Source organism: Vogesella indigofera (assembly GCF_028548395.1).
In the GTDB taxonomy this organism is placed as follows: Bacteria; Pseudomonadota; Gammaproteobacteria; order Burkholderiales; family Chromobacteriaceae; genus Vogesella; species Vogesella indigofera_A.
This window is the reverse complement of record NZ_JAQQLA010000009.1, coordinates 198,894-213,780: the sequence shown is the minus strand read 5'-3', so window position 1 is coordinate 213,780 and position 14,887 is coordinate 198,894. Positions and strand designations below refer to the sequence as shown.

13 protein-coding genes are annotated in these 14,887 nt (G+C 65.6%); 6 read left to right on the top strand and 7 right to left on the bottom strand.

All coding sequences use genetic code 11. The features are described 5' to 3' along the window. Window positions 1–17: 17 nt before the first annotated feature. Window positions 18–776, top strand: coding sequence for a transporter substrate-binding domain-containing protein (locus PQU89_RS14600; protein ID WP_272766453.1), 759 nt, complete (start codon window positions 18–20; stop codon window positions 774–776). 223 nt (window positions 777–999) lie between these two features. Here the strand turns inward: PQU89_RS14600 and PQU89_RS14595 are convergent, their stop codons facing one another. The 6 genes from PQU89_RS14595 to PQU89_RS14570 all read right to left on the bottom strand — a co-directional run bounded on the left by PQU89_RS14595 (window position 1,000) and on the right by PQU89_RS14570 (window position 6,054). Beyond that, entirely contained in the window at window positions 1,000–1,590 is a 591-nt protein-coding gene (locus PQU89_RS14595) for a porin family protein (RefSeq protein WP_272766452.1), read from the bottom strand. A gap of 106 nt (window positions 1,591–1,696) precedes the next feature. Further along, entirely contained in the window at window positions 1,697–3,046 is a 1,350-nt protein-coding gene (locus tag PQU89_RS14590) for an ATP-binding protein (protein WP_272766451.1), read from the bottom strand. After that, window positions 3,043–3,744: a winged helix-turn-helix domain-containing protein gene (locus PQU89_RS14585; protein WP_272766450.1), complete on the bottom strand. Its 702-nt coding sequence runs from the start codon at window positions 3,742–3,744 to the stop codon at window positions 3,043–3,045. The genes PQU89_RS14590 and PQU89_RS14585 overlap by 4 nt, the downstream gene beginning before the upstream one ends. 272 nt (window positions 3,745–4,016) lie before the next feature. Next, entirely contained in the window at window positions 4,017–4,955 is a 939-nt protein-coding gene (thrB, locus tag PQU89_RS14580) for a homoserine kinase (protein ID WP_272766449.1), read from the bottom strand. A gap of 9 nt (window positions 4,956–4,964) precedes the next feature. Continuing rightward, on the bottom strand, window positions 4,965–5,276 hold the full coding sequence (locus PQU89_RS14575) for a DUF2782 domain-containing protein (protein WP_120809321.1): 312 nt from the start codon (window positions 5,274–5,276) through the stop codon (window positions 4,965–4,967). Between the two features lie 49 nt (window positions 5,277–5,325). Then, complete coding sequence (locus PQU89_RS14570) at window positions 5,326–6,054, bottom strand: LOG family protein (RefSeq protein WP_272766448.1); 729 nt, start codon at window positions 6,052–6,054, stop codon at window positions 5,326–5,328. A gap of 16 nt (window positions 6,055–6,070) precedes the next feature. On the opposite strand from PQU89_RS14570, the gene polA reads away from it, so the two are divergent. Next, window positions 6,071–8,869, top strand: coding sequence for a DNA polymerase I (gene polA, locus PQU89_RS14565; RefSeq protein WP_272766447.1), 2,799 nt, complete (start codon window positions 6,071–6,073; stop codon window positions 8,867–8,869). 224 nt (window positions 8,870–9,093) lie between these two features. Here polA and PQU89_RS14560 read toward each other — a convergent pair whose 3' ends face one another. Continuing rightward, complete coding sequence (locus tag PQU89_RS14560) at window positions 9,094–10,761, bottom strand: sensor domain-containing diguanylate cyclase (protein WP_272766446.1); 1,668 nt, start codon at window positions 10,759–10,761, stop codon at window positions 9,094–9,096. A gap of 180 nt (window positions 10,762–10,941) precedes the next feature. Between PQU89_RS14560 and cysG the strand changes: the two genes are divergently transcribed. From cysG to ptsP, 4 genes are all read left to right on the top strand, one after another. Beyond that, the gene (cysG, locus tag PQU89_RS14555) at window positions 10,942–12,357 is read left to right on the top strand and encodes a siroheme synthase CysG (protein ID WP_272766445.1); all 1,416 of its coding nucleotides are present in this window, start codon (window positions 10,942–10,944) and stop codon (window positions 12,355–12,357) included. A gap of 77 nt (window positions 12,358–12,434) precedes the next feature. Then, window positions 12,435–12,833, top strand: a complete 399-nt coding sequence (locus tag PQU89_RS14550; protein ID WP_272757966.1) for a PTS sugar transporter subunit IIA — start codon at window positions 12,435–12,437, stop codon at window positions 12,831–12,833. Next, window positions 12,830–13,099: an HPr family phosphocarrier protein gene (locus tag PQU89_RS14545; protein ID WP_047967915.1), complete on the top strand. Its 270-nt coding sequence runs from the start codon at window positions 12,830–12,832 to the stop codon at window positions 13,097–13,099. The genes PQU89_RS14550 and PQU89_RS14545 overlap by 4 nt, the downstream gene beginning before the upstream one ends. Window positions 13,100–13,144: 45 nt before the next feature. Then, window positions 13,145–14,884, top strand: coding sequence for a phosphoenolpyruvate--protein phosphotransferase (ptsP, locus tag PQU89_RS14540; RefSeq protein WP_272766444.1), 1,740 nt, complete (start codon window positions 13,145–13,147; stop codon window positions 14,882–14,884). The last annotated feature ends 3 nt before the right edge of the window (window positions 14,885–14,887 follow it).

The following is a 14,887-nucleotide window of genomic DNA, read 5'->3' as shown; positions in this document are numbered from 1 at the left end:
ATGAGCGTCCGCCGATCATGAAAAAAATACTTGCCCTGAGCTGTCTGTTTGCCGCCTTTCATCTCCAGGCGCAGCCGCTGCGCATCGCCACCGATGTCAGCTACCCGCCGTTTTCCAAGCAGAACCCGGATGGCAGCATAGTCGGCTTCGATGCCGACATCGCCCGCGCACTGTGCGACAAGATGAAGGCGGAGTGCGAGCTGAGCGCGCACGACTTTGACGGCATCATTCCCGGCCTGCAGGCGAAGAAGTACGAGCTGGCGATTGCCTCGATGAACATCTCGCCGGACCGCGCCAAGGTGGTCAGCTTCAGCGACATGTACTTCAATATTCCGGGGCGGCTGATCGCCAAGGAAGGCACGCCGGTGGCTGGCGACTGGTTCAAGGGCAAGCGCATTGGTGTGTTGCGCGGCGCGATCCAGATGAAGGAGTCGTCGGAGAAGTGGGGCCGCAACGGCGCGCAGATCAAGGGCTACGGCAAGATCACCGACGCCTTCCTCGACCTGAAGGGCGGCCGCCTGGACTACGTCTACGTCGATGCCACCATCGGCGAGGCCGACTTCCTGAAGACGCCGTTCGGCAAGGGTTTTGCCTTCGTCGGCCCGGTGTTCAACGATCCGAAGTACTACATGGGCTCCGGTATCGCCATCCAGAAGGGCAACAAGGAGTTGCTGGCCAAGGTCAACGCCGCGCTGAAGGCGATCCTGGCCGACGGCACCTACCGCAGCATCGAGCGCCGCTACTTCAGCTACGACATCTACCCGCACAAGCACTGAGCCGGTGTTCCGGCCGGCCCCGCCGTGAGCGGGCGGGGCCGGTCGTGCCGTGATTCCCCGTGTGGGCCAAGGTTGGCCGCAGCGCCGGTATTGCTTAACTGGCGTGGCTGGTGGCCAAGCCTGGCCCCGTTGCCTCGTCAGCGATGCTGGCGGCGGTGGCATAAAAAAACCCGCCATGAAGGCGGGCAAATGCACACGAGGACTAATACAGAACAGCAGGAAATCAGAAGCGGTAACCCAGGCCGACTTTCAGCGCGCCGACCGGTGCGGTATCGGTGATGTCTTTGTGACCGATGTTGCCGATGCCTTCATATTCGACACGGGCGGACAGGTTCTTGTCGAAGTTGTAGGCGGCGCCCACGCCCAGTCCCATGCCGAAGCTGCTGTCCTTGCTGCTGGCCAGCGCGGCCGAGCTGCTGTTGAACTTGCTGCGGATGTGGTTGGCGGACACCTTGCCATAGACTTCAAACTGCTGGGTTACCGGGATGATGCCAAGTGCAGCGACACGAAAAGTGTCGTAGTCCAGGCTGCCGGCACCGTTCAGGCCGGTGGCGTCGCCGTGGCGCAGGTAGCTGCCCTCGACCGCGAAGTTGTCGTTGATACGCTGGCCGACACCGATCTCGACCATGCCGGAGGTGGCATCGTCGTCGTTGACCTTGCGGTCGCTAACGCCGGCGCGGTTGGCGGCGCCGTCTTTCAGCGTCCACTGGTTGGCGGAGATGCCGACATTACCGAACACGTAGTTGCCGGTTTCCGCGGCGAAGGCGGTGCTGGCGGCAGCGGCAAACAGGGTAGCGACAAGCAGTTTCTTCATGATGGACTCCGTTTCACGGTGAGTGAGGTTGATTAGTCCATTCTGCGTGCCGCCGCCGCGCAACACTATGGCGCTTGCGTACGCCGACTGTGTGGCGGCTGTGCGTTTATGTGACGCTTTGTGACGGCGCGCCGCCGGCAGGGTGCAGCGGCAGTGTCAGCCCGAAGCGGGCGCCGCCTTGCGGCGACTCTGCAATCCACGCCTTGCCGCCGTGGTGGTGGGCGATCAGGCGCACGAAGGACAGGCCGAGGCCGTAGCCGCCGGTGGCGCGGTCACGCGAGCGGTCTAGGCGCTGGAACGGATCAAAGATGCGCTCGCGCTCCTTTTCCGGGATGCCCGGCCCGTCGTCGTCGACGGTGATTCGCAGCTGGCCGTGTTCGACCGCCACCGTCATGCACACCTGTTGCCGCGCGTACTTGAAGGCGTTCAGCAGCAGGTTGCGGGTGGCGACGTACACCAGGCGACGGTCGAAGGTGGCCTCACCGCGCGCGCAGTCCAGCGTCAGCTGCAGCAAGGTTGGCCGCAACGGCTGCACCAGCTCGATCAGGTCCTCGAACCACTCTTCCAGGTCGATGGTGTCGTACTCCAGCGGCACTTCGCCGCGATCGAGCTTGGAGTAGCTGAGGCTGACGTTGATCAGTTCGTCCAGCTCCTGCATGTCGCGCTCCATGCCGTCACGGTAGCCGCGACGTTCGTCGTCGGATTCCGCCTCGTCCATCATGGTCAGCCCGAAGCGCAGCCGTGCCACCGGCGTGCGCAGCTCGTGGGCGATCGCGTGCGCCAGCGCCTGCCGCGTCTCCATCTGCGTTTCCAGCTTTTCCGCCATGCTGTTGAGCTGGCGCTGCAGCGGCGAGAACAGCGGGCTGCGCGCCGCCGGCGCCCGCGCGCCGAGATCGCCCTCCGCCAGCCGCAGCGAGGTGTCGCGCAGTGCGGCCAGGTCGTGCCAGTGCGGGCGCAGGTTGAGGTAGATCAGCAGCGCCAGCGGCACGCCGAAGAAGGCGAACCACAGCACGAACAGGCCCAGCTCGCTGTGCAGCCAGCCGCCGCCGCTGCCCTGGCTGTCCAGCGGGCCGATCACCAGCAGCTGGCTGGTGCCGGGCAGTGGCGCGTACAGGTTCTGCTGGCTGCTGTCGAGCCAGCTCTGGCCGCTGGCCAGCCGTGCGCGCGCCTCTTCGCCGAGGCTGGCCGGCGGCAGCCTGACCAGCGCCAGCGGATAGGCGAACAGCGGCTGCAGCTCACGCAGGCTGGCGTCGCGCCGCGCCGGCGGCTGGCGCAGCAGCTCGCGCTGGATCAGGCGCACGGTGCCGTCCATCTGCTTCTGCAGCCGTTCGCGCTCGCTGTTGGCGGACAGCACGATCAGCAGCAGTACAAAGCCGAGCAGCAGCACGAACTGCAGCAGCATGGTCTGCGCGAAGTAGCGCGCGAACATGCGCGCCATGCTCAGCGGCGCTCTCACTCCCAGTCGCTCCGCGAGAACAGGTAGCCCTTGCCGCGCACGGTCTTGATGCGGGTCGGTGTTTCCGGGTTGTCGTCCAGCTTCTTGCGCAGGCGCGAGATGCGGGCGTCGATGGAGCGGTCGAGGCCGTCAAAGCCGATGCCGCGCAGCTGGTTCATGATGTCGTCGCGCGACAGGATTTCGCCGGCATGGCTGGCCAACAGCCACAGCAGGTCGAATTCGGCGGTGGTCAGCTCCAGCGACTGCGCGTTGAGTACCGCCTCGCGCGTGCTCTGGCAGATGCTGAAACGGCCGAAGCCGAGCTTGTCCTGATCGCCGTTGTCGTCGCCGCCGTTGTCACTGCGGCGCAGCAGTGCGCGGATGCGCGCCAGCAGGCGGCGCGGCTCCACCGGCTTGGCCAGATAGTCGTCGGCACCCAGCTCCAGGCCGAGTATTTCGTCGATCTCCTCGTCGCGGGCGGTCATCATCAGGATGCGCCCCGGGTAGCGGTGGCGCACCGCGCGGCAGACTTCAAAGCCGTCCTTGCCTGGCAGCATCACGTCGAGGATCACCAGGTCGGGCATGATCTCGATGATGCGTTCGGCGGCGCCGTCGCCGTGGGCATGGTGCTGGATGTCGTAGCCGTTCTTGCGCAGGTAGCTGCTGACGAGGTCGGCCAGGCGCTGATCGTCCTCGATCAGCAACAGACGTTGGTTCATGGCAGATCCTTGTGGGGTGACTGGCCGGTTATACCGCAAATCCGCCAGCAGGCAAAACAGCCCGCGGTGGGCGGGCTGTGCGGTGGTGGCTGCCGGCGCCGGGCTGGCGCGGCGCGCGTGAGAAGCTGTTCACGATCTGCTGCAACGGATCTCACGGAGACGATAAGGCGTTGAAAACGGCTTCGGCATGCGCGTTTATATCTGGATAAACGTCGCTTCCTCGACCGTTTTCGCCTTGTCTCGCGTGAGTGCGCGAGATCGTGAGTAGGTTCTTACAGCCAGAAGTCCTGGCGCACGCGGTGAGCTTCCAGCAGGCGCTGGAACACGCCGGGGTCCTTGGTGTAGGTCATCTCGCCGCTGGCCGGACGGTAGAAGTCGAGCAGGCGCGACACCCAGAAGCGCAGCGCCGCGGCGCGCAGCATCACCGGCCACGCCTTGTGCTCTTCCGCTGTCAGCGGCCGGATGCTCTGGTAGCCGGCGATGATGGCGCGCGCCAGTTCGGCATCGATGTCGCCCTGCGCGTCGCGCGCCCAGTCGTTGAGCGCGATGGCGAGGTCGTACAGCAGCACGTCGTTGCAGGCGTAGTAGAAGTCGATGAAGCCGGCGATTTTGTCGCCATCCATCAGCACGTTGTCCTTGAACAGGTCGGCGTGGATTACCCCCTGCGGCAGGAAATCAAAGCGGTGGCTGTCCTGGAACGCGACTTCGCTGCGCAGGCTGGCAGCGTCCGCGGCCGGCAGCTGCGGATACAGCGAGTTGGCGGTGCGGCTCCACCATTCCGGGCCGCGCGGGTTGCGCATGCGGCGCGGGAAGGTACTGCTGGCCTTGTGCATCTGCGCCAGCATCTCGCCGATGGCGTGGCACTGTGCCGCGTTCGGTTGCTCGATGTCATGGCCGTCGAGACAGCTGACCAGGCACGCCGGCTTGCCGGCCAGCAGCGAGGCAAACTGGTCGTTGTGGTCGGCAATCGGCGCCGGACAGGCAACGCCGTGCCGCGCCAGGTGGCTCTTCAGCTCCAGGAAGTAGGGCAACTCGTCCAGCTGCAGCACTTCGAACAGCGTCAGTACGTAGCGGCCATGGGTGGTGGTGACAAAGTAGTTGGTATTGGTGACACCGGCCACAATGCCTTTCAGCTCGACCAGCTCGCCCAGCGCATAGCGCTGTAGCCACTGTGCCAGCTCTGCGGTCGAGACCGAGGTATAAACCGACATGCCCGCTCCTCAGAAGGTCAGCAGGACCCACTGCGGCACCACCAGGCGCTGCGACGGGTCGATGCGTTTCATCTGGCCGTTACCCTCGTCGTCACGCAGGTAGTACGGTGGCGCGTTTTTCGGCGTCACTTTCAGCAGGTAGAGACGACCGTTGAGGCGGTATTCCTCGATGCTGTTGTCGCCGTCCTGGATGATGCGGACTTCCGGCTCTGCCATGGCATCGGCGGCAATGGTCGGCGGTGGCGGCAGCACCGCGGCGGGGGTATCGGCCAGCGCCGGCAGGGCGATGGCGGCCAGCACGGCCAGAATCAGGCGGGACATGGGGTTTCCTTGGTTGTCGGCGCTGGCTGGCAGCGCCGGTCGGCAAATATTACAGATTGAGCAACTGTTCGCGCTCTTCCGGCAGTGCCTCGAAGCCGCGGGTTTCGTAAAAGGTGAAGATGGTTTCCACGATCTGCTGCGGATCGTCGATCAGCTGCAGCAAGTCGAGGTCTTCGGCGTTGATCAGGCCGTCGCCGATCAGGCGCTGGCGCACCCAGTCGAGCAGGCCGCTCCAGAACTCGCCGCCGCACAGGATGATCGGCATCTTGCGCGTCTTGCCGGTCTGAATCAGCGTCAGCGCCTCGAACATTTCGTCCAGTGTACCAAAGCCGCCGGGCATCACCACATAGGCCAGTGCATGTTTGACGAACATCACCTTGCGGCTGAAGAAGTGGTCGAACTTCAGGCTCAGGTCCTGGTACTCGTTGGGGCGCTGCTCGTGCGGCAGTACGATGTTGAGACCGACCGATGGGCTGTTGCCGTAATAGGCGCCCTTGTTGGCGGCCTCCATGATGCCGGGGCCGCCGCCGGAAATCACCGCAAAGCCGGCGTCGGATAACAGACGGGCAATGTCCTCGGTCAGCTTATAATAGCGATGATCGCGCGGCGTCCGTGCGCTGCCAAAAATACTTACAGCTGGACTGATCTGTTGCAGTTCTTCTGCCGATTCAACAAATTCCGACAGAATTTTCATCACATGCCAGGCTTCGCGTGAGCGGAAACGCTGCATCATCGCGTAGCGGTCGCTGGTTTGCGGTAATTTATCGGACAAGCTCATATCTGCCCCTTTTCTTATGAAAACCTTGTTATTGATTGACGGCTCTTCTTATTTGTACCGAGCCTTCCATGCGATGCCCGACTTGCGCTCACCCACCGGCGATCCGACCGGTGCCATCTACGGCATGGTCAACATGCTGCGCCGGCTGGAGAAGGAGGTGCAGTTCGATTATAGCGCCTGCATTTTCGATGCTAAAGGTAAGACTTTCCGCGACGAGCTGTACCCGGAGTACAAGGCCAACCGTCCGTCGATGCCGAGCGACCTCGCTGCGCAGGTGGTCACCGTGCACGAGGTGGTGCGCGCCAGCGGCTGGCCGCTCTTGATGGTGGACGGGGTGGAGGCCGACGACGTGATCGGCACCCTGGCCCACAGCGCCGAGGCCGCCGGCATGCGGGTGATCGTGTCCACCGGCGACAAGGACATGGCGCAGCTGGTGACGCCGGCGGTGACGCTGGTCAACACCATGACTAACGAGCTGCTGGACGAGGCCGGGGTGAAGGAGAAATTCGGCGTGCCGCCGACCCTGATCATCGACTACCTGACGCTGATCGGCGACAAGGTCGACAACGTGCCCGGCGTCGACAAGTGCGGCCCGAAGACGGCGGTGAAGTGGCTGGAAGAGTACGGCACGCTGGCCGGAGTCATCGCGCAGGCTGACAAGGTCGGCGGCAAGGTCGGCGACAATCTGCGCGCGGCGCTGGACTGGCTGCCCAGGGGGCGCGAACTGATCACCATCAAGTGCGACGTGCCGCTGCAGGCGGAACTGCCGCAGGGCATGGAAAGCCTGCTGCACGGCAGCAAGGACAAGGCGCGGCTGGCGGAGTTGTTTGCCGCCTGCGGCTTCCGCACCTTCCTGCGCGAAGTCAGCGAGCCGGCGGCAGATACCGCCACTGCCAGCCCCGTCGCGGCACGGGCGCAACCGGCGCTGCATCACAGCGGTGACCTGTTCGGCGACGACAGTGCGGTCGTGCCGGACTCCGTTGCCGCCGATGAACCCGCCGCCGCCATCGCGCGTCACTACGACACCATCCTCACTCCGGCCCAGCTGGACGAGTGGCTGGCAAGGTTGACTGCGGCCGAGGTGGTATCGCTGGATACCGAGACCACCAGTCTCGACCAGATGCAGGCGCAGCTGGTCGGCATCAGCTTCTCGGTGGCGGCGGGGCAGGCCGCCTATCTGCCGCTGGCGCACCGCGGACCGGACGCGCCGCAGCAGCTGGACTTCGACGCCACGCTGGCGCGACTCAAGCCGTGGCTGGAAGACGCCGGCAAGAAAAAGCTGGGACAGAACCTGAAGTACGATCGCCACGTGTTTGCCAACCACGGCATCACCCTGCGCGGCGTGGTCGACGACACGCTGCTGGCTTCCTACGTGATCGAAAGCCACGAACGCCACGGCATGGACGAGCTGGCGCGTCGTCACCTGAACGAAACCACGGTCAGCTACGAGGAAATCTGCGGCAAGGGCGCCAAGCAGATCGGCTTTGCCGAGGTGGCGGTGGACGTTGCGGCCAACTACGCGGCCGAAGACGCCGATATCACCCTGCGTCTGGCGCAGCACTTCGCGCCGCTCTTGAGCGGCAAGCTGGCCGAGGTCTACCGCGACATCGAACTGCCGGTGGCGGAGGTGTTGTTCGCGATGGAGCGCAACGGCGTGCTGATCGACCGCGAACAGCTGGCGGCGCAGAGCCACCAGCTGGGCAGCGAGATGCTGCGTCTGGAGCAGGCGGCCTACGCGCAAGCCGGGCAGCCGTTCAACCTCAACTCGCCGAAGCAGCTGCAGGAAATCCTGTTCGGCAAGCTCGGCATCGCCACCAAGGGCGTGCGCAAGACGCCGTCCGGCGGCTTCTCCACCGACGAGGAAGTGTTGGAAAAACTGGCGCTGGATCACCCGCTGCCGAAGCTGATTTTGCAGTACCGTGGCCTCGCCAAGCTGAAGTCGACCTACACCGACAAGCTGCCGACGCTGATTAATCCACAGACCGGCCGCGTGCACACCACTTATGCACAGGCGGTGGCGATCACCGGCCGTCTGGCCAGCTCCGACCCCAACCTGCAGAACATCCCGGTGCGCACCGCCGAGGGCCGCCGCGTGCGCGAGGCGTTCATCGCCGCGCCCGGCCACGTGATCGTCAGCGCCGACTATTCGCAGATCGAGCTGCGCATCATGGCGCACCTGTCCGGCGACGCCGGCATGCTGGCGGCGTTTGCCAGCGGCGAGGACATCCACAAGGCCACCGCCGCCGAGGTGTTCTCCACCCCGCTGGCGGAGGTCAGCACCGAGCAGCGCCGCGCCGCCAAGGCCATCAACTTCGGCCTGATCTACGGCATGGGCGAATTCGGCCTCGCCTCGCAGCTAGATATCAGCCGCGACGCCGCCAAGCTGTATATCGACAGCTACTTCCGCAAGTATCCGGGCGTCGCCGAGTACATGCAGCAGACCCGCGATGCGGCGCGCGAGCAGGGCTATGTCGAGACCGTGTTCGGCCGCCGCCTGTACCTGCCGGAAATCCGCGCCGCCAACCAGGCGCGTCGCGCCGGTGCCGAGCGCGCCGCAATCAACGCGCCGATGCAGGGCACCGCCGCCGACCTGATCAAGCTGGCGATGATCGCGGTGCAGGACTGGCTGCTGGCCGAGCGGCTGCAGTCGAAGCTGATCATGCAGGTGCACGATGAACTGGTGCTGGAAGTGGCCGAAAGCGAACTGGCGTTGGTGCGGGAAAAACTGCCGCAGCTGATGGCCGGTGTCGCCGCGCTGAAGGTGCCGCTGCTGGCGGAAGTCGGCGTCGGCAGCAGCTGGGAGAGTGCGCACTAGGCGCGCACGTCTTCACGGCATGACAAAAGGTTGGCCGCAACGGCGTGCGCTGTTGCGGCCAAGCTTTTTGGCGCGCGGCGCGTGTTCACGATCTCGCGCGCTCTCTCGGGACAAGGCGAAAGGCTGAGCAAGCGGCGTTTCCAGTTATCAACAAGCCTGCCCCGGCGTTTTCAACCCGGTATCACCCTCGTAGCGCTCCGTTGCAGCAGACCGTGAACTGGCGTTTACTGCGACTCGGCGACGCAGACGCGGTTGCGGCCCTTGGCCTTGGCCTGGTACAGCGCCTGGTCGGCGTGGCGGATCAGTTCGCTCAGCTCGCGGCAGGCCGGCGACAGCGAGGCGACACCGATGCTGACCGTGATCGGGATGGTGTGGTCCTGGTGCGCGATCGGCAGTGCGGCGATGGCGTTGCGCAGCCGTTTCGCCACCACCAGCGCCTCGCCGGCCGGGGTGTCGGGCAGGATGGCGGCAAACTCCTCGCCCCCCATGCGGCACACCAGGTCGCTGGCGCGCAGCGTGCTCTTCATGCATTGGGCGAAAGCCTGCAGTACCACGTCGCCGCCCTCGTGGCCGTGGCCGTCGTTGACGCGCTTGAAGTGGTCGATGTCCATCATCAGCAGGCTGAACGGCTTGCCGTGGTAGCGCGCCTCCTTGAAACGCTGCGAGGCGAGATCAAGGAAGTGGCGGCGGTTGGCAAGGCCGGTCAGGCCGTCCTGCGTCGCCAGCCGGTACAGCGCGGTGGAGCGCTGCTCCTGCTGGATGGCGATCGCCATCAGGTGCGAGGTGCGGCGCACGATGTCCAGCGCGTGCGGGTCCGGCGCGCAGGGGCGGTCGTGGTAGATGGCGAAGGTGCCGAGCACCTTGCCGTCCTGCGCCAGGATCGGCTGCGACCAGCAGGCGCCGAGCTGGTTGCTGGCGGCCAGCTCTCGGTAGTCCTGCCACAGCGGATCGCTGGCGATGTCGCTGACGATCACCATCTCGCCGCGCAGTGCGGCGGTGCCGCAGGAGCCGACGCCTTCTCCGATGCGCAGGCCGTCGATCGCCTCTTTGTATTCGCTGGCCAGCGACGGTGCCGCCGCCAGGTACAGCCGCTCGCCGGCCTCGTCCAGCAGCATGATGCTGCACATCGCGCCGCTGAGCTGGTTCTCGATCATCTGGCAGGTCCAGCCCATCACTTCCTGCAGCGGCCGGTCGTTGGCAATCATCTCCAGCAGCCGGTTCTCGTCGGCTTCCCACAGTCGGGTGGCGTGCTGCTCGCTGATGTCGCGGTCGATGCTGAGCAGCGACTGCAGCTGGCCGGCGTCGTCGTACTCCGGCAGCAGCCTGGACTCGAACACGTAGAGCTGCTGCGGCAGGCTCAGCTCGCTGATGAAACGCTGCGGCTTGCCGCTGGCGATCACCTGCTGCGCATTGTGGCGGATGGCATCCTTCAGCTGCACGGGCAGGCGCCGTTCTTCCAGCGTGCGGCCGATGTGCTCCGCCGCCGGCGTCGGCGAGAAGTCGCTCAGCGTGTTGTTGATGAAGCGGCAGCGCAGCTCGAGGTCGTAGCGGGTGATGATGTCCGGCGAGTTGTCGACCAGGGTACGGAAGGCGTGACGGTCCTCGCGCACGCTGATCAGCCAGCCGTCGCGTAGCGGCGTGACCAGCCACTCCAGCAGCAGGCCGTGCGCCGGCAGCGTCAGGCTCTTGTTGTCGGGCTGATCGAGGCGCTGCTGCACCGCTTGCGGCAGCAGCGCGGCGGGCAGCGGGCTGCCGACGGCGGGCAGCGGGCTGCCGTGGCAGGCGATGCTGAAACGCTCGCTGACGAAGACGACCTGTCGCGACAGGTCAAGCAGCAGGTAACCGGCCGGCAGCGCGCTGAGGACGGTTTCGAGAGTGGCTTGGGCGAACACGCGGTGCTCCTGCAAGCCATTGCCGCACGGCGGGCAATGGCAAATCCGGAATAATGTTTGCAGCATAGTACCTGAATGCCATGGCCGGTGATATCCGCTGCAGGGCGTAGTGCCGAGGGCGGGCATCGCCAACCGGCGCCGGCTGGAGTATTCTGCCATGGTCAGCTACAGGAGCATTCCGTGGAGTATTTTCCGATTTTCATGCGCCTTGCCGGCGAGCCGTGCCTGCTGGTCGGCGGCGGCGAGGTCGCGGTGCGCAAGGCGCGCCTGCTGCAATCGGCCGGCGCGCGGCTGACGGTGGTAGCGCCGCAGCTGGTACCCGAGCTGGCCGCGATGGCGGCCGCCGGCGAGGTGTGCCATATCGATGCCTGTTTCCAGCCGGCGCAGGTCGGCGGCCAGCGGCTGGTGGTGGCCGCCACCAACGAGCGCGAGGTCAACCGTCTGGTGTCGCAGACGGCGCAGGCGCTGGGCATTCCGGTCAACGTGGTGGATGACCCCGAGCTGTCCAGCTACATCACGCCGGCGATCGTCGACCGCTCGCCGCTGGTGATCGCGGTATCGACCGGCGGCGGCGTGCCGGTGCTGGCGCGACTGATCCGCGCGCGGCTGGAAAGCCTGATCCCGGCTGGCTTCGGCCGGCTGGCGCAATTCGCCGCGCGCTTCCGCGACCAGGTCAAGGCGCGCTTTGGCAATGTCGAGGAGCGGCGCGCGTTCTGGGAGGCGGTGCTGGAAGGGCCGCTGGCGGAGCAGGTGATGAACGGCGACGAGCGCGCCGCCGAGGCCGACCTGCTGCAAAGGTTGGCCGCAGGCGACAGCACGCCGTCCGGCGCGGTGTACCTGGTCGGTGCCGGCCCCGGCAACCCCGACCTGCTTACCTTCCGCGCCTTGCGGCTGATGCAGCAGGCCGACGTGGTGCTGTACGACAATCTGGTGGCGCCGGAGCTGATGGAGCTGGTGCGCCGCGACGCGGAACGCATCTTCGTCGGTAAGCAGCGCGCCAACCACACCATGCCGCAGGAAGAGATCAACACCCTGCTGGTGCGGCTGGCGCAGCAGGGCAAGCGCGTGCTGCGGCTGAAGGGCGGCGATCCGTTCACCTTCGGCCGTGGCGGCGAGGAAATCGAGCTGCTGGCCGAGCACCGCATCCCGTTCGAGGTGGTGCCCGGCATCACCTCGGCCAGCGGTGCCGCCGCCTACGCCGGTATCCCGCTGACGCACCGCGATCACGCGCAGGCGGTGGTGTTTGTTACAGGTCATAAAAAAGACGGTAGCATTCAGCTAGACTGGCCGGCACTGACGCGCCCGGATCAGACGGTGGTGGTGTACATGGGGCTGGCGATGGCGGCCGAGATCTGTGACGCCTTCATCGCGCACGGCAAGGCGGCGACCACGCCGGCGGCGGTGGTGCAGCGTGCCACCACCGCGCAGCAGCGCACCGTGGTCGGTACGCTGGCCAGCCTGCCGGCCAAGATCGCGCAAAGTGGTATCGCCTCGCCGGCGCTGATCATCGTCGGTGATGTGGTGGCGCTGTCGTCGCGGCTGGGCTGGTTCCGTAGTGTCGAGGAAGTGGCGGTAACTTCCGACACGCAGCAGTGAATCCAGGGCGGTGACGGCGCGGTACCGTCACCACGTAATAACGCGGGCAATACCGGCTCGTCCGGAGCAAGACAATCATGGTAGGTGTACTGATCATTTCGCATGGCGAGCTGGGCTTGTGCCTGGCCGACTGTGCACGGCACGTGCTGGGGCGCGTGCCGGACAATCTGGCCATCCTCGGCGTCGAGAAACAGGACAATCCCGACGCGCGGCTGCTGGACGCGCAGGCATTGATCGACAAGATCGATGACGGTAGCGGCGTGCTGGTGTTAAGCGACATGCTCGGCGGGACGCCTTGCAATATTGCCAGCCGCTTGCGCAAGCGCGGTGTGGTGGAAGTCGTTGCCGGCGTCAACCTGCCGATGCTGGTACGGGCGCTGAGCTACAGCGCGCAGCCGCTGGAGGTGGTGGTCAGCAAGGCGATTACAGGGGGACTGGAAGGCGTGTACTACGTCATTCCCGAGGGAAAAGAATGAAAACACAGCAAATCGAGATCATCAACAAGCTGGGCCTGCACGCGCGCGCCTCCAGCAAGTTCACCCAGACCGCCAGCCGTTTCAAGGCCGAAGTCTGGATCGCGCGCAACGGCCGCCGCGTCAACGGCAAGAGCATCATGGGGGTGATGATGCTGGCGGCAGCGAAAGGCTCGCAAATCGAGCTGGAAACCAATGGCGAGGACGAGGATCTCGCCATGGCGGCCTTGGTCGAACTGATCAACAACCGCTTTGACGAGGCGGAATAACCGCCCGCAACAAGAACAGGTACCGGACAGGGGAGAGGGCGCAACATGAGCATCGTTTTGCACGGGGTACCGATCGGTGGCGGCATCGCCATCGGCCGTGCCCACTTGCTGTCGCAAAGCATGGATGACGTGGTGCATTACAGTATCGATGACCACGAAATCGCGGCAGAACAGCAGCGTTTCGACCAGGCGGTGCGGGCCACGCGCAAGCAGCTGGAAATGCTGTGGGGCAGCATCCCGGAGAACGCCCCGGCCGAGCTGGGGGCGTTCCTGTCACTGCACATCATGCTGCTGTCGGACGTGACCCTGACGCGCGACCCGCGCGAACTGATTGCCAGCCTGCGCTGCAATGCGGAGTGGGCGCTGAAACAGCAGTGCGACACCCTGATCGAGCAGTTCGACGCCATCGAGGAAGACTACCTGCGCGAACGCAAGCACGACGTGCTGCAGGTGGTGGAGCGGGTGTTCAAGAACCTCGGTGGCCACACCACCGAGCTGCAGCTGTCGGAAGGGCTGGACGGCGACGCCATCCTGGTGGCGCATGACCTGTCGCCGGCCGACATGGTCTATTTTAAGGATTCCAATGTCGCCGCCTTCGTCACCGACGTCGGCGGTGCCACCAGTCATACCGCCATTCTCGGCCGCAGCCTCGATCTGCCGTCGGTGATCGCGCTGCACCACGCGCGCGAACTGGTGCGCGAGGACGAGCTGATCATCGTCGACGGCCAGCAGGGCGTGCTGCTGATCAACCCGGAAGCGACGGTGCTGGCCGAGTACCGCCGCCGGCAGCGCGCCTGCGTCGAGGCGCGGCGCAAGCTGTCCAGCATCCGCAACACCGATGCCATCACCGAGGACGGCACCCCGATCGAGCTGCTGGCCAATATCGAGCTGCCGCAGGATGCGGCCAACGTGCTGCAAGCCGGCGCTGTCGGCGTCGGCCTATTCCGCAGCGAATTCCTGTTCCTCGGCCGCGACAACCTGCCGTCGGAGGACGAGCAGTTCGACGCCTACCGCATGGTGGCGGAGCTGACCGGCGGTGCGCCGGTGACGGTGCGCACCATGGACCTCGGTGCCGACAAGAGCCCGCGCTGGCTCAATCACCAGCTGGCGGAAAACCCGGCGCTGGGGCTGACCGGCATCCGCCTGTGCCTGGCCGAGCCGCTGATGTTCCGCGCCCAGCTGCGCGCACTGCTGCGCGCCTCGGCCTTCGGCAAGATCCGCATCCTGTTCCCGATGATCAACAGCCTGGGCGAGCTGAAGCAGTCGCTCACCCAGCTGGAGTACGCCAAGGCCGAGCTGCGCGCCGAAGGCATCGCCTTTGCCGAGGCGGTGGAAGTCGGCGCCATGATCGAGATCCCGTCGGCGGCGCTGGTGGTGGGCAGCTTCATCAAGCATGTCGACTTCCTCTCCATCGGCACCAACGACCTGATCCAGTACACGCTGGCGATCGACCGCAACGACGACACCGTCAGCCACCTGTACGATCCTATCCATCCGGCGGTGCTGAAACTGATCTCCTACACCATCAAGACCGCCAGCAAGGCCGGGGTGCCGGTATCGGTGTGCGGCGAGATGGCCGGCGACGCGCGCCTGACCCGGCTGCTACTGGGCATGGGCCTGCGCCGCTTCTCGATGCACCCGGCCAATCTGCTGGACGTGAAGCAGCAGGTACTGTCCAGCCACCTCGACGAAGTGGGGCCGCACGTCGCGCGCATGCTTCGCAGCGAAGACCCTGATAGAATCGCCGATCTTCTGCAACAACTGAATGCCGGGCCGGACGCCTGATCC